Here is an 18,429-nt window from a genome sequence, read left to right as displayed (position 1 = left end):
CCGGTTCTTGATTAGGTCTATCGCGCATCGCGCAACGCCCGTGAAGCGGGCTTTACCCGACTTGCTCCTCGGCAGCGCGCTCGGCCGCCTGCCGGTTCCACAGCTCGGCATATAGCCCACCCATTGCCAGCAGTTGGCCATGGGTCCCCTGCTCCGCGACACGGCCCTCGTCGAGAACGACGATACGGTCCGCGTTGGCGATAGTCGAAAGGCGGTGTGCGATGATGATCGTCGTCCTGCCCCTTGCAGCGGCATTGAGTGTCGTCTGGATCGCTTCTTCTGTTCGGCTGTCGAGAGCGCTGGTCGCTTCGTCGAGGATCAGGATCGGCGGGTTCTTGAGTAGCGTCCGCGCGATCGCCACGCGCTGCTTCTCGCCGCCCGATAGCTTCAGCCCGCGCTCACCGACCATCGATTCATAGCCGTTGGGAAGTGCTTTGATGAAGCGGTCGATCGCCGCGCCTTTCGCCGCCTCCTCGATCTCCGTATGCGAGGACCCGTCGCGCCCGTAGCCGATGTTGTAGCCGATCGTGTCGTTGAACAGCACCGTGTCCTGAGGGACGATCCCGATCGAAGCGCGCAGGCTCGATTGGGTGACGTAGGCAATGTCTTGCCCGTCGATGGTTATTCGTCCGCTTGTCGGATCGTAGAAACGGTAGAGCAGCCGGGCCAGCGTTGACTTGCCGGCGCCGGATGGCCCGACGACGGCCAGGCTGGTGCCCGCGGGAACTTCCAGGCTCACGCCCTTCAGGATGATCCGTTCCGGCTCATAGCCGAACGCGACATTCTCGAAACGGATTGCGCCGTCGGTAACTGCCAGCGGCTCCGCGTGCGGAGCGTCGACAACTTCGGCCTTAGTATCGAGAAGGTCGAACATCTGTTCCATGTCGATCAGTCCTTGCTTGATCGACCGATATACCCACCCGAGCATGTCGAGCGGTCGGAACAGCTGCAGCAAAAGACCATTGACCAGCACGATGTCACCGGGAGTGAAGCGGCCCTGGCTCCACCCCCAGACGGTGTAGCCCATCGCCCCGGCCATCATCAGCGCGGTGATCAGGCTTTGCCCGATGTTTAGCCAGGCAAGGCTGGTCTCGTTCTTGACCGCGGCCCGCGCGTAGGCGCCGATGGCCTGGTCGTAGCGCTGCGCCTCACGCTCTTCGGCGCCGAAATATTTAACCGTCTCGTAGTTCAGCAGGCTGTCGACGGCGCGGCCGATCGCCTGATTGTCCACTTCGTTCATGTCGCGCCGAAGCTGGTTTCGCCAATCGGTCACCCAGCGTGTGAAGGCGATATAGGCAACGACCATCACTAGCGTGGCGACGACGAGGCCGATCCCGAACTTCAAATAGAAGATGACGCAGATCGCGGTGAGCTCGATTATTGTCGGCGCGATGTTGAACAGCAGGAAATAGAGCATCATGTCGATGCTCTTGGTGCCGCGTTCGACGATCTTACTGAGGCTACCGGTGCGGCGCTCGAGGTGGAAGCGCAGGCTCAGCGCATGAACATGGCGGAAGACTTGCGCGGCCAGTCGCCGCGCCGCGTCCTGTCCGACCTTCTCGAATATGGCGTTGCGCAAATTGTCGAACAGAACGCCGCCGAACCGCGCCCCCGCATAGGCCAGAACGAGCAGGATCACCGCCTGCGCTGCACCCGGCGGACCGGTCATCGAATCCACGACCCATTTCAGGGCGTAAGGGACGGTCAGGCCTACCGCCTTGCCGGCAAGAACCAGGAGGACTGCGAGAACGACGCGGAAGCGCAGTTCCGGGGCGCCGCTTGGCCAGAGCATGGGCAGGAAGCGAAGGAGAACCGCAAAGCTGCCCTTGTTTTCGGAAGTCGGAAGGGCATCGTTCATGGAAGTTGCAAGTAGGCATCTGGCGGAGCCTGTTCAATCGAATGCGACGAACCGTTTGGAACTTAAGTATTAATAGTGGGGTTTTCGCCTTGTCGTTTGTGCAAGGTGAGTGCGATGGGACCGGTTGGCTACGTAATTGCGATCCTGGGATGCGCCGATGGCGGCTCTGCTTGCCAGACGGTCGCGACGCCTTCGGCCCATTACGAGAGCGCGGCGCAGTGCGCGGCGGCTCGCGGCTCGGCACTGGAAGCCAATACCGATCTCGATTTTCCGACCATCATTGCCGAATGCCGTCCCTCGTCCGCGACGCCGGCCTCTGCCAGGGCGCGCGGTCAGACGAAGAGCCGCAGTGGAGCGGCCGCCTAAGGTCACCACGAACTTTGGTAGACAGCGGGCTTTAGTGGGTTCATTCCCATGCAGGAATGAGCACGTCGGAGATACCGCGCCTTGGTCCAGTCTCGTGGCTGGTGCTCAACTCCATCCTTGCTTGGTATCGGTTGTCGGGTTGGCGCCCTGAAGGCCGGCTCCCCGACATCCCGAAAATGGTCATCGTCGGCGCCTCGCACACCAGCAACTGGGATTTTCTCGTCTTCCTCGGAACGGTCAATGCGGTTGGACGGAAGGTGCGCTTCATCGGCAAGCATAGTCTCTTTCGCTGGCCGCTTGGGGGCTTCATGCGCGCCCTGGGCGGCGTCCCTGTCGATCGTAGCGCGCGGCAGAACCTCGTGTCGCAGATTGCCGAACAGTTCGCACTGCATGACGATTTCGTGCTCATCGTCGCTGCGGAGGGCACGCGCTCCCGCACCACGAAGTGGCGCACTGGCTTTTACCAGATAGCGATGGCTGCCGGCGTGCCGGTCGTCTGCGCGGGGCCTGATTATCCCAGCAAGCGCGGCATATTCGGCCCGATCATCGAGCCGACCGGGGATTACGAGCGGGATATGGCTCCAGCCTTCGCCTTCTTCAAATCGCTTCGGCCGCGCCATCCCGATCGCGCCGCTTTTCCCGACTCGTTGGTGGAAATTCCCACCAACTGATTGTGGGAATTCCCACCATCATGATAGCGCCGGCTACAGGCCTCACTGGAAAATAACGATAATTTCCATTTGGCACGCTCCCTGCATTGAGTGGGTATCTCCGGATTGGCCGGAGCAAAAAGGGAGAATAGAAATGCTCACTTTCGTTTCGCTTCGTGACACTGCAGTCGCTTTCGCCGGTGCCTTCATCAGCGCCATGCTCTTCGTCAGCGCCGCTGTCGGCCCACTGCCGCTCGCCTAATAGAATTTTGTGAAAAAGGACCATTCCATGAACGGTCGCTACGTACTCAACCGCGAACAAGGCAAGGTGATGGGGGTCGCTGCGGGTCTCGCCGACTACACCGGCGTCGATGTGCTGCTGATCCGCCTCGGCCTGGTCGCGCTGATCCTGATCACGGGCCCGCTGATGATCCTGTTCTATGTTCTTACCGGATGGTTGGCGGCTGACCGCTAGGACGGTGCCGCCCGCTATCCCTTGAACCCGCAAGCAGCTATATTCGCTGCGGCGAACCGGTCGGGAGAGTCGCGATGGAACGGCAGGGCGATGAACTTCACGTCACAGCAGAAGAAGCCAGCGGCGGAACGCAGCCCCACATCGTCCGCTACATTCTCGGCATTTCGTTATTGCTGGTAACGGCTTTGCTGTCACTGGTGTGGATCATCGGATCCGTCACTCGCTGACCCGGATGTTACTGGTCTGCAACAATATCATGGTTAGATTCCGTTAACAGACGTTAACCGGTTACTTTAACGGTTTGCGTCGGTCATGTTTGCTTCGGGCCTTCTCCGCCCGGGAGCGAACTTATGGTCGGAATGATCGTTCGGCGCACCGCGCTCTGTGTGATTGCGTTCGGCACCGCTACGGTCTCATCCGGTCAGACAGTTGTCGGCCGGGATTCGGCACCCGGAAAATATAATCGCCTTCGCGATATCTCCGTTCGTCCAGGCACGCCAATCGCGCCTGCGCGGCCCGACGTTTTCGGCACGGCGGCGCTCGGGGCTGGGGTAACCTTCTACGATGCGCGCTTCCGGCGGGTGTCACAGGCCGACCGCGACCACCCGCTCGTTCTCGCGATGGCAGCGAAGCTGGAAGGGCTGACCCCCGAACAGAAGCTGGCGGCGGTACAATCCATGGTGCTCAAACAGGTTCGCTGGAGCCACGATCTCGAAAATATGCGCGTGGCCGATTTCTGGTCCAACGCCGCGGAGACCCTTGAGCGCGGTACTGGAGACAGCGAGGACATTGCAATCGTCGAGATGCAGGTCCTGAAGGCGGCCGGTTTCGATCCTCGTGACCTTTACATCAGTATCGGCCGACATCGCCGCGCCGGATCGCATGTCGTGTTGCTCGCCCGCACACCGTCCGGGTTCATGGCCCTCGACGATCAGGTCGGCCAGCCGACGCCTGCATCGTCAGTCGCGCAATTCACGCCGGTGATGACCATTGGCTACGGAAAAAGCTGGATCCATGGCCGGCGTATCACGGGAATGACCGCGCGCGCCGGCGCTCGCTAGGCGGCGGCCAAAGGCGGGATGGCGCTCGGGCTGAAGGCGAGCTAGGCTAGCTTCACCTTCCAAGGGAGACGTCCGATGCGCCTGGCCGCCGCCACCCTGTGCCTGTCCCTAATGTCCGCACCGACGCTTGCTGCCCTGCAACGTGGTACCAAGGCACCGGACTTCGCAACGACCGGTTCGGTCGGCGGGAAGGAGTTCAAGCTAAACCTCAAGGACCAGCTCAAGAAGGGGCCGGTCGTCCTTTATTTCTTCCCCAAGGCGTTCACCGAAGGCTGCACGCTGGAAGCGCGCGCTTTCAGCCAGGCAATGCCGGAGTTCAAGAAGGCCGGCGCCCAAGTCATCGGCCTCAGCGCGGACGACCTTCCGACGCTCAAGCGCTTTTCGAAGGAGGAATGCCGCGACGCGTTCCCGGTCGCGACGGCAACGCCCGAGGTCATCAAGGCCTATGATGTAGTCCTGAAGCAGAAGCCCAGCCTGACCAGCCGGACCAGCTACGTCATAGCCCGCGACGGCCGAATCGTCATGGTCCACGATGACTTGAAGTGGAACGAGCACGTGTCGAAGTCGCTCGCTGCCGTCCGGTCCCTCAAGCGCTAAGGAATTCCGTGGCGCGAACGATAACCAATTTCGCCGATTTCTGGCTCTATTACCTTCGCGAGCACAGCCGGCCGGCGACGCGGGCGCTCCACTATATTGGGACCAGCATTGTCGTGGCGCTTGCGATCTACGCCGTAATGACCGAGCGATGGCTGCTGTTGCTCGCGATTCCGGTAGCCGGCTATTTTTTCGCCTGGGTTGGCCATTTCGGAATCGAGAAAAACCGGCCTGCCACCTTCACTTACCCGCTCTGGTCGCTCGCTGCCGACTTCAAGATGTGGGGGCTGTGGCTGACGGGCCGGCTGAGTCCGGAATTGACCCGCGCGGGGGTCATTCTAAAGTGATCGGACTGTATTCGGTCCTCGCTTCGTCGGTTCATGCCAAATTGCAGAACCTTTGCGGGCTGAGCGCATGATCGGCCAATTGCTGGTGGGCCTTACGCTGATCGCCATGACCGTCGTGATCCATGGCTCTGGACTGATGCTGCTGTCACGCTGGAGGAAGGTCGATAATGTCGACCCGAATGCGGTTTCGCCGACCGACCTCCTCGACTTGGGGCATGCCCTGATTACGGTGCTGGCCCTATTTGCCCTGCATGCGCTGGAGATCTGGCTCTACGCCGCATTCTATGCGCTGATGGACATCATGCCGGATTTCTACGACGCGCTATACTTTTCGACCATGACATATTCGACGCTGGGCTTCGACGACAGCGGACTGGACTACCAGTGGCGTCTGGTGGCCGCGATCGAGAGTATCAACGGTCTTATCCTGGTTGGCTGGTCGACCGCTTATTTTGTCGGAGCCGTTGGAGCAAAGCGGCGCTGAACCTTCGCTCCTCCCTTGTCCCTGGCGAATTCAGACATAGCTAGAGCCAAGCGAACATTTCCAGGAGACGAAGCGATGGCCCACGGCCCTATGGCATGCCCCACCGATGGAACCACGCTGGTGATGAGCGAACGACAAGGGATCGAGATCGATTATTGCCCGACTTGCCGGGGCGTCTGGCTGGACCGCGGCGAGCTCGACAAGATCATCGAGCGCAGCAGCGCCGTCGAGGCCGCACCGCCACCGCCACCGCCATCGCCGCAACCGCAAGCGCCTCCCCACCCGGGCGCGCCGTGGGGCCAGCCGCAATATCCAGGCCAGGGCTACGATCCGCGCTACGGGCACGGCCACAAGCCGTACAAGCGGCGAAAGAGCTTCCTCGAAGAACTCTTCGACTAGAAGGGCAAGAAGCGCGCCAGTTGAGGGCCCGTCCAGAGACGCTGTGGCCGGCGCGCCACGGTTCCTAAATAACTCGTGAGTTACCGGAAGTATAATGCCGTTGACGCGGAGTTCGATTCGCCGCGCCGGTAGCATCGGCTTGTCGGAAACGGTGAACCCCTTCGTACGGGAATAGGCATTGTTATCTCCGTTATGCACACGAAACTGAATAGAAACCGCCTGGCCGGAACCGCGATCGCCGCCGTTCTCGCTATTTCCGCAACGCCTGGCTTCGGACAGGAAGCCGACCCCCTCGCTCCAGCGACGGAAGAGACGGCGGCTCCGGTCGAGACGACGACGGCACCCGCCGATACCGGCAGTGCCGAACAGGCAGCCCCGACGAGCGATCCGCTAGCCCCGGAAGGCGAAGAGGCCGCTCCTGCAGCCGCCGCGACCGCCGCCACCACCTCCGCTGCAACCGAACGCCGCGCCGCGACGCGAAGCGCCTCGCGAACAGGACCGCGCACCGTCACGGCTCCTCGGGCGACGGCCACAACAGCCGACGAGGCGCCGCCTTCCGCCGAGGAGGCCGGGCCACTGCCAGCGACTGACCCGGCGCTGACCGCACCGCCGATTACGGCGGAGCCAGAGCCGATGCCCGCCGAACAACCGCCGCAGCCGCTGGCCCTTGACGACGATGCCCTTCCGATCGCCGCCGGGGCGGGCCTTGGCCTTCTGCTCCTAGGCGGTGCGGCCGCCGGACTTCGCCGCCGCCGCCGCTGCGAGGCCTTGACCGTTGCGAGCGGGCGCGAGCCTGCATTCAACCGCCCGGTCCATGACGCACCTGTCGGACACCGCCCGGCACCGTCGCCAGCGCGAGAAATGGCACCGGCCCCGTTCATGGCTGTGCCGGCTGCTGCTACGGGGGCCTGAGCCACATTGAGCGGGCGAAGCGCGGGCCGACGCCGGACAATCCCTTCCTGTCGCTGAAGAAGCGTCTGAAGCGGGCGGCCTTCTTCGAGCAACGGGAACGGGCAATTGCCGCGGGCAAGGCCAAGCCGGTCGATCCGACCGCGGGCCTCCCCGACAGGTTGGTCAAGGCGATGGCGCCACGCCCATCACCGACGGCCAACGCCAGTCACCCGACGATCCGTTACGGCGGCTTCACCTACCAACCCGCCTAACGGCCAATCCCTCGCCGCCGTCGCCCATCCTTCCCCTTCTCCCCTCCGGGCGGCGGCGGCACCCCTTCGAATGTTGTGACCACGTTGCGGGCGTTTCCTGAAATGCAGGCCGCTGTTAGGACTTGGTGCGGGGGAGCGGAAACATGGACGCCTTTTCCTATCTTGCGGTCCTGCTGAGTGTCATCCTAGGACTTGCGATCCAGCAGGTGCTGCAGGGCTATCGGGCGCTGGCGCTGAACCGGCGCAGGGTACGGCTCTATTGGCCGAGCCTGGCGTGGAGCGGCATAATTCTGCTGATGGTCGCGCAGCATTGGTGGGCAAGCTTCAGCCTGTCGGAGCACGGCGAGTGGGACTTCGCCGATTTCGCGGCGATCCTGATCCAGACCGCGTTGATCTACATAATGGCCGGCCTGGTCCTGCCCGACATTCCGGCGGACGAGCCGCTCGACCTCAAGGACCATTATTTCCGCGAGCGGCTGCCGTTTTTCGCGGCGGGGCTGGCGGCGATCTAGTGGAGCGTGCTTCGCGAGCTGATCCTGGAAGGGCGGCTGCCGGTGCCGGCCAACCTGGCCTTCCATGTCGTATTCATCGTCATGTCGGTGGCAGCGCTGCTGACCCGGAGCGAAACGGTTCACAAGATCTTCGCCGCAGTCATGAGCCTGCTGTTCGTCGGCTATACGGCGGCGCTGTTCGCAAGGCTTTGACAGCCGGCACTACGCAGAATCCCGAATGGCGAGAGGTCCGAAGCGCGCCCAAGATTGCGCGACTTTGTCGATGGGGAGTAAGCGATGTCCCGATTCTTGTTGTTCGCGGTGCTTGCCGCCGTTCCGATCGCCGCCGCATCCTATGCGCAGGAGGACGACAGCCTGTCGCGATGGAAGGCGAACACGGCCCGCCACCAGCATGTGCTGATGCAGGGCGTGCCGGCGCCATACGACAAGATGCTCGACCCGACGCCGGACAACGAAGCGAAGCTTCGGCGGGGGACGATGCTGTTCGAGCGCAATTGCTCTTCCTGTCACGGCTGGAGCGGCCGCGGCACGGGACCGGAAGGATCCCTGCTGGTGCCGGCGCCGGCCGACCTGCAATGGCTTGCCCACGCGCCGAAGGAGCGGGCCGGGCCCTATATTTACTGGAGCATCGCGGAAGGCGGGAAACGGTTTGATTCCGAAATGCCAGGCTACAAGCAGAGCATGACCCAAGAGGACATCTGGGCGCTGACCGCCTACCTACGCGCCGGAATGCCCTACGCATCCCCGTAACATCGCAAACTTCACCCATGCGCAGCGCGGGGAGCAAAGTTCCCAACATGCAGTGGACTTGCAGGAAAGCGTAGCCCTCGGCCCGGCGCGGCTCATCATCCACCAGCGTTGTGCAAATGAGTTCCTACATTGAGACCGGCCGAGCGCAGCGCCGCCGACGCAAATCGTCGCGGAAGCACCGTGAAGAGTCGGGTTGCAGCGGCCAGCCTGCCGTGAGTACAAGAGTTCGTTGGCAACATCTACAGGCTTCGCCGCAGCCAACTACTGCATGGCAAGCGTAGAATCATGCACGATTGGACTAGCGAACGCGCAGCCCCCGAGTCAGTGGCGGGGCGCTTATTGTAGAGGTCGCGGAAGGCTAGTTCATCGAAAAGTGCCGCTCTCCACGATTCTTGTCTTTCCAAGCGCGCTGTGCGGGTTACGGGGCCGCCTTCCCGCGATTTTCTCGCCCTTCATCATGAACCCCCATCGCTATCCCCCGCAAACGGCCTACACTCAAATGCAGGGCCTCCCGCCCAGACAAGGAACACGCCATGGGCAAGGGTCAGAAATCCAACAAGGAAGTTCGCAAGCCCAAGAAGGAACAGCCGAAGAAGCAGAACGCCTCCAATCCTTCGCAGAAGGAAGGCGTGGTTCGCGGGCTCGACAATATGAAGAATTGAGGCCGGACCGGTGACAGGCGTGACCATCTTGGTCGATGGCGACGCCTGCCCGGTGAAGGAGGAGGTCTACAAGGTCGCCTGGCGGCGCGGCGTGCCGGTCAAGCTCGTCAGCAACAGCCGTTTGCGCGTGCCGGACCATCCACTAATCCAGCGAGTGGTAGTGAGCGACGGCTTCGATGCCGCCGACGACTGGATCGCCGAGGCGGCCGATGCGCGGAGCATCGTGATCACCGGCGACATCCTGCTCGCTGAGCGTTGCCTGAAGAACGGCGCGGCGGTGATCGGCCATAACGGCAGGCCGTTCACTGAAGCCAGCATCGGCGGGGCGATCGCGACGCGGGCGATCATGGCCGACCTGCGCGCCGGGGCGGATGGCATGATGGGCGGGCCGAAGCCCTTCACCAAGGCCGACCGCTCGCGCTTCCTTCAGGCGCTCGACGAGGCGCTGGCGCGGCTAGCCCGCTGAGCGGCGGCGCGCCGGCGAGGGACCGCGCCGCTTGTGCGCGATCCCTTTGCCCATCAATGCCCCTGTTCGACCGGCGCGAAGTTGGCGTGGACCAACTTCCAGTCGCCACCCTGCCGGACGTAGATCCGCGAGGATTTCGCCAGCGACGGCGTCACCTTGCCGTCGGCTGCGCGGCGAAGGCCGGTGAAATTGTAGGTGAGGATGGCGGTATCGCCGTACACCTGGACGCGGGCGTTCTGCATGTCGGAATACATCGCCTTGTCGTTCGGCGTGACCTCGCCCATGCGCGTCGCCACGGTCTTGCCGACGAGCAGGACCGGGAAATCGCCGTTGAACTCCGTATAGTCGTCTGCGAGCGAGACGTTCTGCGCGCTCACCGGCTGGCCGGCAATTTCCGCCGCCCACTGCGAGCGGGCAAGGGCCATGACTTGCGCCGCGACCTGCGGGTTCTCGGACGCCAGCGCCGGGGCTGCGGCCATAAGCAACAGAGCGATCGTGCCCGCGGCGGCGCCGCGGGACCAGAGTGACGATTTCAACATGATGTAACCTCCGCTTCTTCTCGAGAAACGCGGGAGGGGGTGACGGGCCGGCGCGACGATGTTTCCCCCCTAGGGCCGTCGGCAAGGGTGGGGTCGGCCTGTTAAGGCGAAGAGTCAATTGCTTCGGGCGGAGCGGCGCTCAGCCAAGCCGCTTGCGATTGGCGCGAACCCGCTTGCCGTAAGTGGAAATCGCCTTCCTCGCGACGGCGTGGGGCGTGGCCGCCTTGCCCGTGGCGAGCGCACCGGCCAGCTCGAAGCCGGCCTGGACTTTCTCGGACAGCATCCGCTCCGCCTCCCGCGCGGCGGCGGGACCGCCGGCCATCATCCGCCAGCCGCGAAACATCATCACCGCACCGGCATCGGCCCACAGCAGGGACGCATCGAACATCAGCCGCGACCATGGGTCGGAAAGAACTCGCGGAGAACGGGCCAAGGCGATTTCCTTTGGGGGAAAGAAGGACGGGACGAATTGAACGCGCCAGTAGCGGATATGGGGCCGGGCTAGGACATATCCGTATTTTGCCGCCTTCCGCAGGGCCGTATCCTGCCGGAAGAATGGGAGCACGATATATGACCAAAGCATTCCAGCGCGCGGGCCAGGCCCTGGCCCTGCTATCCCTGATTTCGATCGCCACCCCGGCCAGCGCTCAGCGCGACCGGCAGCGGCCGGCTGGCACCGCCAAGGCGGGCAAGGCCAAAGCCGGCACGGTCAACCGCACCGGCGCCGGCACGGCGGCGACGACGCGCGCGGGCAAGAACACCAACGTCAACGTGAACCGCAACGTGGACGTCAACCGCAACGTCAACGTCAACCGCGACGTCGACGTCCACGCCTGGGGCCGGGCGCCGGTCCGTGCCGGGCGCTATGCCTGGCCGGGCGGCTACGCCTACGTCCGCCGGCCGATCGGCTACGTCTTGCCGCGGGCATTCCTGGCGCCGGCCTATTATTATTCGGGCTATGCCGCGCTTGGCCTGGCGGCGCCGACGGCCGGGTACCAATGGGTGCGCTACGGCCCCGACCTGTTCCTGGTACAGGTCGCGACCGGACAGGTGGTCGACGCGCGCTACGGCGTGTTCGCGGAATAAGGCGCCTCGCCCACGCTTCTTACTGGCGTGAGAGGAGGTAAGACGCCGGTGGGGCGCTTAGCGGCCCTGCGGGCTCGGCTTGGCCGCGGCCGGCTTGACCGGTGCCGGGGCGGCGCCCTGAAGAAGCTCGACCTTGGCCTGGACGGCCGCCGCGCACTTCTGCATCGTCGGACCGGCATTCTGCTGGTTGAGCGTCTTGGTCTGCGCGTCGAGCATGGCCTTCAATTGCGCGGAGGTCATCGTATTGCCGACCCGCCCAAGGTAGAAGAAGATCGCGGCCTCGGCGATTTTCTGCGCGTTGGCGTCCTTCGCCTGGCCGGCATAGGCGTTGCTGACGACGATGCACTGGACGTCGCTTGGGCTCTGCGCGGTGGCTGCTGCGCCAGTGGTGAGGAGCGCTGCGGCGAGCGCCAGGTTCAAGGCTTTCATGTGTCGGGAATCTCCGTGATCTTCAGTCGGTTGCGGGCAGGTATAGCTCCCCGCCGCCGTGGTGGAAACATTTACTCATCGGCTCCCTTGCCCGCATTTTCCTGAACGCAAGCTGCCTGAATGACGGGCGCGTCGCGGATGGGCTCAGGTGCGAAGATAGGGGAACATGTGCGGGACGTAATCGGGCTTGCCGATCTCCACGCCTTCCTTCCTTAAGATCGCATAAGCGGTGACGACGTGGAAATAGAATTGGCCGATCGCCCAGTCGCGGGCGAACTGCTCGCGTGTGAGGTCGAACGTCATCCCCATCGGCAGGTCGAGCGCGACCAAGGCATCGCCGGGGGCCTGATCGAGCGCATCTGGAGCAAGCGAACCGAGGAACGCCAGCGCCTCGTCGATCCGCGCCTGCGCTTCGGCAAGGGTGCCGGGGTTGGCGCCGGCATTGCGGCCCTCGTCAAGCACCGGCTGGATCGGGTCGAGCGGGCGCCCGAGGAGGCGCAGCGGGATTTCCTGGGCCTGGACTGCGCAAAAGCGGAGCTGGGTCGCAAGCGGAAACATATCGGGGGCGAGCCGCGCCGACAGCAGGGCCTCAGCGCGCTGCTCGCCAAGCTGGGAAACCGCCTTGGCGAGCATGCCTTTGAGCGCCTGCAGCATGTTCCGGTAGGTGGGAACGAGAAGATCCGTGAGGGTCATCAGTCGTGCTCGCGTCCACCAGCGCCGATGTAGAGCTCGCGCCCGCTTTCGTTGTAGGCGCGGCTCATCTCGGCCATTCCGGCCTCGGCTTCGGCATCGCTGACGGTGGCGTTGAGAAGGCCAGCGTCTTGTTTGGCGGCAAAGTCCCTGACCTCCTGCGTGATCTTCATCGAGCAGAATTTCGGCCCGCACATCGAGCAGAAGTGCGCCGTCTTGGCGCCTTCGGCGGGGAGCGTCTGGTCGTGATATTCCTCGGCCGTGTCGGGGTCCAAGGACAGGTTGAACTGGTCGCGCCAGCGGAACTCGAAGCGGGCGCGGCTCAGCGCGTCATCGCGCAGCTTCGCGGCCGGGTGGCCCTTGGCAAGGTCGGCGGCGTGGGCGGCGAGCTTGTAAGTGATGACCCCGACCTTCACGTCGTCGCGGTCGGGAAGACCCAGATGCTCCTTTGGCGTGACGTAGCAAAGCATCGCCGTGCCGTACCAACCGATCATCGCCGCGCCGATGCCGCTGGTGATATGGTCGTAGCCGGGCGCGATGTCGGTGGTGAGCGGCCCGAGCGTGTAGAAGGGGGCCTCGCCGCACGCCTCGAGCTGCTTGTCCATATTCTCCTTGATTTTGTGCATCGGCACGTGGCCAGGGCCCTCGATCATCACCTGAACGTCCTGCGCCCAGGCGCGCCTGGTCAGCTCGCCCAACGTGTAGAGCTCGGCGAACTGGGCCTCGTCGTTGGCGTCGGCGATGGAGCCGGGGCGGAGGCCGTCGCCAAGCGAGTAAGCGATGTCATAGGCCTTCATGATCTCGCTAATCTCGTCGAAGCGCTCGTAGAGGAAGCTCTCCTGATGGTGGGCGAGGCACCATTTGGCCATGATGCTGCCGCCGCGGCTGACGATGCCGGTGACGCGCTTGGCGGTCAGCGGCACGTAGGGCAGTCGCACGCCGGCGTGGATGGTGAAATAGTCGACGCCCTGCTCGGCCTGCTCGATGAGGGTATCGCGGAAGATCTCCCACGTCAGTTCCTCGGCGATTCCGCCGACTTTCTCCAGCGCCTGGTAGATTGGGACGGTGCCGATCGGCACGGGCGAGTTGCGGATGATCCACTCGCGGGTGTCGTGGATATTGCGGCCTGTCGACAGGTCCATGACGGTGTCCGCGCCCCAGCGGATCGACCAGACCATCTTGTCGACCTCGGCCGCGACGTCGGACGCGACGGCGCTGCTGCCGATGTTGGCGTTGATCTTGACCAGGAAGTTGCGGCCGATCGCCATCGGCTCGCTCTCGGGGTGGTTGATGTTGGAGGGGATGATGGCGCGGCCGCGCGCGACCTCGTCGCGAACGAATTCGGGCGTGACATGGTCGGGGATAGAGGCGCCGAAGCTTTCGCCGTCGCGGACATGGTCGCGAAGCATCTCGCGGCCGATGTTTTCGCGGATCGCGACATATTCCATCTCGGGCGTGACGATGCCCTTCCGGGCGTAGTGCATCTGGCTGACGTTCATGCCTGGCTTCGCGCGGAGCACGCGGCTGCGAACGTTGGGGAACGGCTGGACTCCGCCGCTTCGGTCGGGGCCGAGCTGTCCGTTATCTTCGGGCTTCACCTCGCGCTGGGTGACTTCCTCGACATCGCCGCGATAGCGGATCCAGTCGCGGCGAAGCTCGGGCAGTCCGGCCATAATGTCGATCCGCGCATTGGGATCGGTATAGGGGCCGCTGGTGTCGTAGACGTTGAGTGGCGGCTCGCCGCAGGACGGCTCGAGGTCGATGGCGCGCATTGCAACCCGCAATGGCCCGACGTGGATCTTGCGACTGCCGCGAATCGGGCCGGTCGTGACGTTAAGTTCAGTTCGTGCCGGGATGTCGGCCATTGGACGCTCCTTCTCCCTACGGCCGTTTGAACGGCATCAGGTTCGACGGGTCGCAGTCTCGAACTGCCTCTCAGCCGCTTCGATTGCCCACCTTCGAAAATCTCGGGCGGGGCGGCTCCCCGGGGATTCAGGCCTTGTAGATTGGTCGCAACCGTCTGTCGATTGGTCGAATGGCTCTTCTTGCTGTATCAGTACTGTAATACAGTTCGCCCATGCCGAATACATGAAAAGGGGATTCGCCATGGGTAAGGCTCTGACCAGCGTAATCGGGTTCGTATCGGCCATCGCGCTTGCCGTTCCCGCAGTCGCGCAGCCGGCAAGCGGTGATGAAATTGTCGTCACCGGCGAGAAGAAGAAAAAGGAAATCGCGCAGGCGCTCAAAAAATTGATCGAGCCGACAGGGCGCGAGCAGCTGGCAAGATTCGAGGACCAAGTGTGCCCGATGGTCATCGGCATGCCGCGCGACTGGACGGCGGCGATGACCCGTATGATCCGCGAGAACATCACCGCGATCGGCGGCAAGCTGGAGCCGATGGGCTGCAAGCCGAATGCGCTGGCAATCTTCATCGACCAGCCCCGCGAACTGGTCGCGGCCCTGCACGATGCGGAACCGCATTTGTTCAACATGACCCCGCGCGAGTACGCCCAGTTCGCGGCGCTGCCGGGGCCCGTGTGGAGCTGGCACGTCACCGACATGCGTGACCGCGAAGGGCACCAGGTCGCGCAAGGATCGATGAACGGCAATGACTTCGCGGTGATCAAGAATGCCGCGGCGACCCGGCTCTACAGCAACGTCCGCGAAGACATGCTTGGAGGATTCGTGGTGATTGATCGCCAGCAGACGATCGGCCGTACGCTGCGCCAGCTTGCCGACCTTACCACCATGCACCTGATGCTGGACATCAAGCCCGGCGCGGAAAAGCAGGACATGAACTCGATCCTGTCGCTGTTTATGCCGCGCGCGGAGAGCAATGTCGTGCCGGCCCGTTTCTCCCAGTTCGACCGCGGGATCCTGGCCGGGTTCTACACGCAGCGCGAGAACAACCGGAGCGCCACGCAGCAGCGCGAGAATATCGCCGCGGCGATCCGTGACGGCGCTGGAGCCGAGAGAAAGGCGCCCGAACGGCGCTGAGACGAAAAAGGGGCCCGGCAGACGACGCCAGGCCCCTTCAATTCGAAACCCGGATCTAGCGGTCGCGGGCGCCTGCGCGCTGCTCGGCCGCCGAAAGCGAACCGTCCTTGTTGGTGTCGGCGCGATCGAACTGGGCGGTGGCCGGATTGCGGTTTTCGGAAAGGCTGATCTTGCCGTCCTTGTTGGCATCCAGCCGCTGCAGGAAGGGCGCGGCATCGGCCTTGGGCAGGGGCTGCGCGGCGATCACGGCATTGAACTCTGCCAGCGTAAGCGAGCCATTCTTGTCCTTGTCGAGTTCCTTGAACGCGGCTTCGCGGCCCTGGATGACCTGGGCCTTGCGCGTTGCGAAGGATTTCGCCTGCGCGGCCTCGATCTCGGCCCGGTCGGTGAACCCGTCTTTGTTGGCGTCGACGGCATTAAAAGCGGCGTCGACCTGTTGCAGGAAGGTGGCCTTGCTGACCGGCTGGGCCTGTTGGGCGGCAGCCTGGTTCTGGGCCAGCGCCGGAGCGGCAACCGACGAAGCGAGCAAAACTAGTGGAAGGATGCGATTGATCACGGGAATCTCCATTCTCTGTTTATTTGATGACACCGGCGGCACGCATTTCCGCCGTGGTGGTAATTACGTTCAGCTGGACAGCGAATTTTGTCGGAAGAGCGTTTCGGTTGGCGCGCCCTGCGACCTCGTTACATGTGGGACACATTGCGCTCCAGAATACTTCTGCGAGCGACGCAACGTAGCCGCCGCCAAAAGTGATTTCAAAACCCTAGGAACCCTTTCGCCAAGCAGTAGCCCGATTTTGGCCTAACGAAACTTGCCGAGCGGTGAACGGCGAAAGGTCGAAGGGGCGGCGTCGAGAGGCGCCGCCCTTTCCTTATGTCACCAGGTATAGGCTAGGCCGGCAGCCAGCTGCCACTGCGAACGCTGGCCGCGCAGGTCGACGATCGGGCTGTCCGCGATGTCGCCGGAAAGATGGCTGTAGTTCGCTCCGGCGAAGATCGAAAATCCGCCGGTGAGATCGCCGGTGATCGACTGGTTGATCAAGGCACCAAGTCGCCAATTCTTCATGCCGCCCTCGGCCTCGTAGACCGGGAGCAGCGATGCGATCGAATCCGCCGGGGAGACCGAATAATAATAATCGGCCCAGCCATCACCGACGAAGTCGAGCCCCGCCGACAAGCCGAGATAGGTACGACGCGAAAGCGGCGTCCCAAAATCGATGTTCGGCGAAATGATCGAAGAGCCGTGCGCGCCGCCGATGTCATGCTTGAAATCCAGGCGGAGGCTGAGCTCGTCATAGGGATTGGTGAGGCCATGGAAGCTGATCCCGGCGAAAGCGCCGACCTCGAACGCCATGTCACGTTCCGGAAGCGCATCGACGAAATCGTCTTCCACACTGCCCGTACGATTGAGGCGGACGCCGACAATCGGGCCGAAGTCGAAATCCATGCCGGATGACGGCTGGCGCAGAAGGTCCACGTAAAGGTGGGTTTCGCGCATGTAGAATTCGAAGCCGCTAACGCGTCCCCGGATAGCCGCGAACGGCATGAACTCACTGTCGTCGGATCCCTCGTAATCCGGAATCAGAGCGCCACCAGCGGCGATCGTAAACGTGTCCGATTGGTCGTTCGGGTCTGGTAGAGGCGCACCGGCCTGGGCGAAGACCGGCGACGCGCCGGCGAGTAATGCGGCGAATAGAAGCGGACGAACCATGATGCCCCCCATCATTTGAATGTGCCGGGTTTAACCCAAATCAACGAACCGGCAAATCAAATTCAATAGGCCTGCCGACGCCAACGCGAGACACTGCCGTCGCGGTCGGTGATGGTAAGCCAGCCGCCCTGTCCGCCGGCGGATACAGAGAAAACGTAGCGAAGGCCGCAGCCGTCGCTGAAGGCGGACGCTCCGGGAACGTCGGGTCGAAGTTCGCGAACACCGTAAAGTACACGATGCGCCAAGAAACGATTATCCTGGCGTGACACCGTCACGCTCTCGCGGCCGAGCCGATACACGCCGCCGTAACGATCGACCGTGGCGGCATTGATCGCCGGATCGGCCGGGAACACCGTCGAAGCGCAGTCGGGCGTGCCGTAGAGCTCGGATGGTGGCGGAGGGGGTGGCGGTGCTGGCCCGAGACACGCCGAGAAAGGCAGGGCGACCGCGGCCAGGGCGAGATTACGCATCGTCATGGCCGAATAACGTCCGTAAGCGCGCTCGGTGCCGAGGTCCGTCAGTCGCCTTTGCCCGGCTCGGCGGAGAAATATTTGTCGTACTTGCCCTCCTCGCCCTTGTGCTCGTCGGCATCCGGCGGGGTCTGGTCGTTCTTGCGGGTCACGTTGGGCCATTGCGCCGAAAAGGTCGAATTGATCTCCAGCCACTTCTCCAGGCCGTTTTCCGTATCGGGAAGGATCGCCTCGGCCGGGCATTCCGGTTCGCACACGCCGCAATCGATACATTCGTTGGGGTTGATGACGAGCATGTTCTCGCCTTCGTAGAAGCAATCAACCGGACACACTTCGACGCAATCCATATATTTGCAGCGGATGCAGGCGTCGGTGACGACGTAAGTCATGGCGTAAGCGCTCCTTATTCGTGGCTGTGGCTACGGTCGCAGCCCCGCCTCGTCAATCGCCGCCATTCTCTTGCGAGACGTTCGCAGGAATCTCGTCATAGTGCGCTCGCGCCTCCGCCGGGGGGCCGCGCCGTTTGGGCAGGGTAAGGACGCGGATCACCCGCACCTCACCGCGAAGCGGAAGGGCGATGACCGATCCTTCGCGCACCTCCTCGCTTGGTTTGGCCGCGCGCCGGCCGTCGATGCGGATCCGTCCTTCGGCGACGATACCCTGCGCCAAAGTCCGGCTTTTCACGAGGCGGATGAAGAACAGGAAGCGATCGATCCGCAC

The 18,429-nt window shown here is 63.4% G+C and carries 28 protein-coding genes and 1 riboswitch; of the genes, 17 read left to right on the top strand and 11 right to left on the bottom strand.

Going from position 1 to position 18,429, the window contains the following annotated elements; all coding sequences use genetic code 11:
• Nucleotides 1-52: 52 nt before the first annotated feature.
• On the bottom strand, nucleotides 53-1,858 hold the full coding sequence (locus tag G7076_RS11270) for an ABC transporter ATP-binding protein/permease (protein ID WP_166202923.1): 1,806 nt from the start codon (nucleotides 1,856-1,858) through the stop codon (nucleotides 53-55).
• 114 nt (nucleotides 1,859-1,972) lie between these two features.
• Between G7076_RS11270 and G7076_RS11265 the strand changes: the two genes are divergently transcribed.
• The 15 genes from G7076_RS11265 (at nucleotide 1,973) to G7076_RS11200 (ending at nucleotide 9,787) form a co-directional block, all read left to right on the top strand.
• Entirely contained in the window at nucleotides 1,973-2,224 is a 252-nt protein-coding gene (locus G7076_RS11265) for a hypothetical protein (protein WP_166202921.1), read from the top strand.
• A 56-nt stretch (nucleotides 2,225-2,280) separates the two neighbouring features.
• Nucleotides 2,281-2,895, top strand: coding sequence for a lysophospholipid acyltransferase family protein (locus G7076_RS11260; protein ID WP_166202919.1), 615 nt, complete (start codon nucleotides 2,281-2,283; stop codon nucleotides 2,893-2,895).
• A gap of 268 nt (nucleotides 2,896-3,163) precedes the next feature.
• The gene (locus G7076_RS11255; protein ID WP_166202917.1) at nucleotides 3,164-3,349 is read left to right on the top strand and encodes a PspC domain-containing protein; all 186 of its coding nucleotides are present in this window, start codon (nucleotides 3,164-3,166) and stop codon (nucleotides 3,347-3,349) included.
• A gap of 74 nt (nucleotides 3,350-3,423) precedes the next feature.
• Nucleotides 3,424-3,576, top strand: coding sequence for a hypothetical protein (locus G7076_RS11250; RefSeq protein ID WP_166202915.1), 153 nt, complete (start codon nucleotides 3,424-3,426; stop codon nucleotides 3,574-3,576).
• Nucleotides 3,577-3,699: 123 nt separating this feature from the next.
• Nucleotides 3,700-4,410 (top strand): transglutaminase-like cysteine peptidase, encoded by a 711-nt coding sequence (locus G7076_RS11245; protein ID WP_166202913.1) that lies wholly within the window; start codon nucleotides 3,700-3,702, stop codon nucleotides 4,408-4,410.
• A 75-nt stretch (nucleotides 4,411-4,485) separates the two neighbouring features.
• The gene (locus tag G7076_RS11240; RefSeq protein WP_166202911.1) at nucleotides 4,486-5,007 is read left to right on the top strand and encodes a peroxiredoxin; all 522 of its coding nucleotides are present in this window, start codon (nucleotides 4,486-4,488) and stop codon (nucleotides 5,005-5,007) included.
• 8 nt (nucleotides 5,008-5,015) lie between these two features.
• A complete protein-coding gene (locus G7076_RS11235; RefSeq protein WP_166202909.1) occupies nucleotides 5,016-5,351 on the top strand; it encodes a DUF962 domain-containing protein in 336 nt (111 codons plus the stop codon).
• A gap of 67 nt (nucleotides 5,352-5,418) precedes the next feature.
• On the top strand, nucleotides 5,419-5,835 hold the full coding sequence (locus G7076_RS11230; RefSeq protein WP_166202907.1) for an ion channel: 417 nt from the start codon (nucleotides 5,419-5,421) through the stop codon (nucleotides 5,833-5,835).
• A 75-nt stretch (nucleotides 5,836-5,910) separates the two neighbouring features.
• Nucleotides 5,911-6,234: a zf-TFIIB domain-containing protein gene (locus G7076_RS11225; protein WP_240913791.1), complete on the top strand. Its 324-nt coding sequence runs from the start codon at nucleotides 5,911-5,913 to the stop codon at nucleotides 6,232-6,234.
• 192 nt (nucleotides 6,235-6,426) lie between these two features.
• Nucleotides 6,427-7,146: a hypothetical protein gene (locus tag G7076_RS11220; protein WP_166202905.1), complete on the top strand. Its 720-nt coding sequence runs from the start codon at nucleotides 6,427-6,429 to the stop codon at nucleotides 7,144-7,146.
• Between the two features lie 394 nt (nucleotides 7,147-7,540).
• Nucleotides 7,541-7,909 (top strand): hypothetical protein, encoded by a 369-nt coding sequence (locus G7076_RS11215; RefSeq protein WP_166202903.1) that lies wholly within the window; start codon nucleotides 7,541-7,543, stop codon nucleotides 7,907-7,909.
• Nucleotides 7,910-7,915: 6 nt separating this feature from the next.
• Entirely contained in the window at nucleotides 7,916-8,101 is a 186-nt protein-coding gene (locus tag G7076_RS11210) for a hypothetical protein (protein WP_166202900.1), read from the top strand.
• A gap of 84 nt (nucleotides 8,102-8,185) precedes the next feature.
• Nucleotides 8,186-8,659 carry a cytochrome c gene (locus G7076_RS11205; RefSeq protein WP_166202897.1) on the top strand — a complete coding sequence of 158 codons (474 nt, stop codon included), beginning with the start codon at nucleotides 8,186-8,188 and terminating at the stop codon, nucleotides 8,657-8,659.
• A gap of 533 nt (nucleotides 8,660-9,192) precedes the next feature.
• Nucleotides 9,193-9,321 carry a hypothetical protein gene (locus G7076_RS12730; RefSeq protein WP_277343920.1) on the top strand — a complete coding sequence of 43 codons (129 nt, stop codon included), beginning with the start codon at nucleotides 9,193-9,195 and terminating at the stop codon, nucleotides 9,319-9,321.
• A gap of 19 nt (nucleotides 9,322-9,340) precedes the next feature.
• Nucleotides 9,341-9,787 (top strand): YaiI/YqxD family protein, encoded by a 447-nt coding sequence (locus G7076_RS11200; RefSeq protein ID WP_166203620.1) that lies wholly within the window; start codon nucleotides 9,341-9,343, stop codon nucleotides 9,785-9,787.
• 53 nt (nucleotides 9,788-9,840) lie between these two features.
• On the opposite strand, the gene G7076_RS11195 is transcribed toward G7076_RS11200, so the two are convergent.
• Together G7076_RS11195 and G7076_RS11190 are read right to left on the bottom strand one after the other, a co-directional pair.
• Nucleotides 9,841-10,326, bottom strand: a complete 486-nt coding sequence (locus G7076_RS11195; protein ID WP_166202894.1) for a nuclear transport factor 2 family protein — start codon at nucleotides 10,324-10,326, stop codon at nucleotides 9,841-9,843.
• A gap of 139 nt (nucleotides 10,327-10,465) precedes the next feature.
• Entirely contained in the window at nucleotides 10,466-10,759 is a 294-nt protein-coding gene (locus tag G7076_RS11190; RefSeq protein ID WP_166202892.1) for a hypothetical protein, read from the bottom strand.
• A 137-nt stretch (nucleotides 10,760-10,896) separates the two neighbouring features.
• Between G7076_RS11190 and G7076_RS11185 the strand changes: the two genes are divergently transcribed.
• Nucleotides 10,897-11,412 (top strand): RcnB family protein, encoded by a 516-nt coding sequence (locus G7076_RS11185; protein WP_166202889.1) that lies wholly within the window; start codon nucleotides 10,897-10,899, stop codon nucleotides 11,410-11,412.
• A gap of 57 nt (nucleotides 11,413-11,469) precedes the next feature.
• Here G7076_RS11185 and G7076_RS11180 read toward each other — a convergent pair whose 3' ends face one another.
• The 3 genes from G7076_RS11180 to thiC all read right to left on the bottom strand — a co-directional run bounded on the left by G7076_RS11180 (nucleotide 11,470) and on the right by thiC (nucleotide 14,396).
• Complete coding sequence (locus G7076_RS11180) at nucleotides 11,470-11,841, bottom strand: hypothetical protein (RefSeq protein WP_166202886.1); 372 nt, start codon at nucleotides 11,839-11,841, stop codon at nucleotides 11,470-11,472.
• A gap of 144 nt (nucleotides 11,842-11,985) precedes the next feature.
• Nucleotides 11,986-12,534 carry a DUF1993 domain-containing protein gene (locus G7076_RS11175; protein WP_166202883.1) on the bottom strand — a complete coding sequence of 183 codons (549 nt, stop codon included), beginning with the start codon at nucleotides 12,532-12,534 and terminating at the stop codon, nucleotides 11,986-11,988.
• Nucleotides 12,534-14,396, bottom strand: coding sequence for a phosphomethylpyrimidine synthase ThiC (thiC, locus tag G7076_RS11170; RefSeq protein WP_166202880.1), 1,863 nt, complete (start codon nucleotides 14,394-14,396; stop codon nucleotides 12,534-12,536). Before thiC ends, G7076_RS11175 begins: the two co-directional genes overlap by 1 nt.
• A riboswitch (TPP riboswitch) is annotated at nucleotides 14,393-14,526 on the bottom strand. Its footprint overlaps the gene before it by 4 nt.
• Before the next feature lie 111 nt (nucleotides 14,527-14,637).
• Between thiC and G7076_RS11165 the strand changes: the two genes are divergently transcribed.
• Nucleotides 14,638-15,528 (top strand): hypothetical protein, encoded by an 891-nt coding sequence (locus tag G7076_RS11165; protein ID WP_166202877.1) that lies wholly within the window; start codon nucleotides 14,638-14,640, stop codon nucleotides 15,526-15,528.
• Nucleotides 15,529-15,583: 55 nt separating this feature from the next.
• Here the strand turns inward: G7076_RS11165 and G7076_RS11160 are convergent, their stop codons facing one another.
• The 5 genes from G7076_RS11160 to G7076_RS11140 form a co-directional block, all read right to left on the bottom strand.
• On the bottom strand, nucleotides 15,584-16,084 hold the full coding sequence (locus G7076_RS11160; protein ID WP_166202874.1) for an EF-hand domain-containing protein: 501 nt from the start codon (nucleotides 16,082-16,084) through the stop codon (nucleotides 15,584-15,586).
• Nucleotides 16,085-16,405: 321 nt separating this feature from the next.
• Nucleotides 16,406-17,239: a MipA/OmpV family protein gene (locus G7076_RS11155; protein ID WP_166202871.1), complete on the bottom strand. Its 834-nt coding sequence runs from the start codon at nucleotides 17,237-17,239 to the stop codon at nucleotides 16,406-16,408.
• A gap of 62 nt (nucleotides 17,240-17,301) precedes the next feature.
• The gene (locus G7076_RS11150) at nucleotides 17,302-17,709 is read right to left on the bottom strand and encodes a hypothetical protein (RefSeq protein ID WP_166202868.1); all 408 of its coding nucleotides are present in this window, start codon (nucleotides 17,707-17,709) and stop codon (nucleotides 17,302-17,304) included.
• Nucleotides 17,710-17,756: 47 nt separating this feature from the next.
• Nucleotides 17,757-18,098: a ferredoxin FdxA gene (fdxA, locus tag G7076_RS11145; RefSeq protein WP_166202865.1), complete on the bottom strand. Its 342-nt coding sequence runs from the start codon at nucleotides 18,096-18,098 to the stop codon at nucleotides 17,757-17,759.
• Between the two features lie 52 nt (nucleotides 18,099-18,150).
• Complete coding sequence (locus G7076_RS11140) at nucleotides 18,151-18,429, bottom strand: S4 domain-containing protein (RefSeq protein ID WP_166202862.1); 279 nt, start codon at nucleotides 18,427-18,429, stop codon at nucleotides 18,151-18,153.

This window comes from Sphingomonas sp. HDW15A (genome assembly GCF_011301715.1).
Taxonomy (GTDB): Bacteria; Pseudomonadota; Alphaproteobacteria; order Sphingomonadales; family Sphingomonadaceae; genus Sphingomicrobium.
This window is presented reverse-complemented; position numbering and strand designations above follow the sequence as displayed.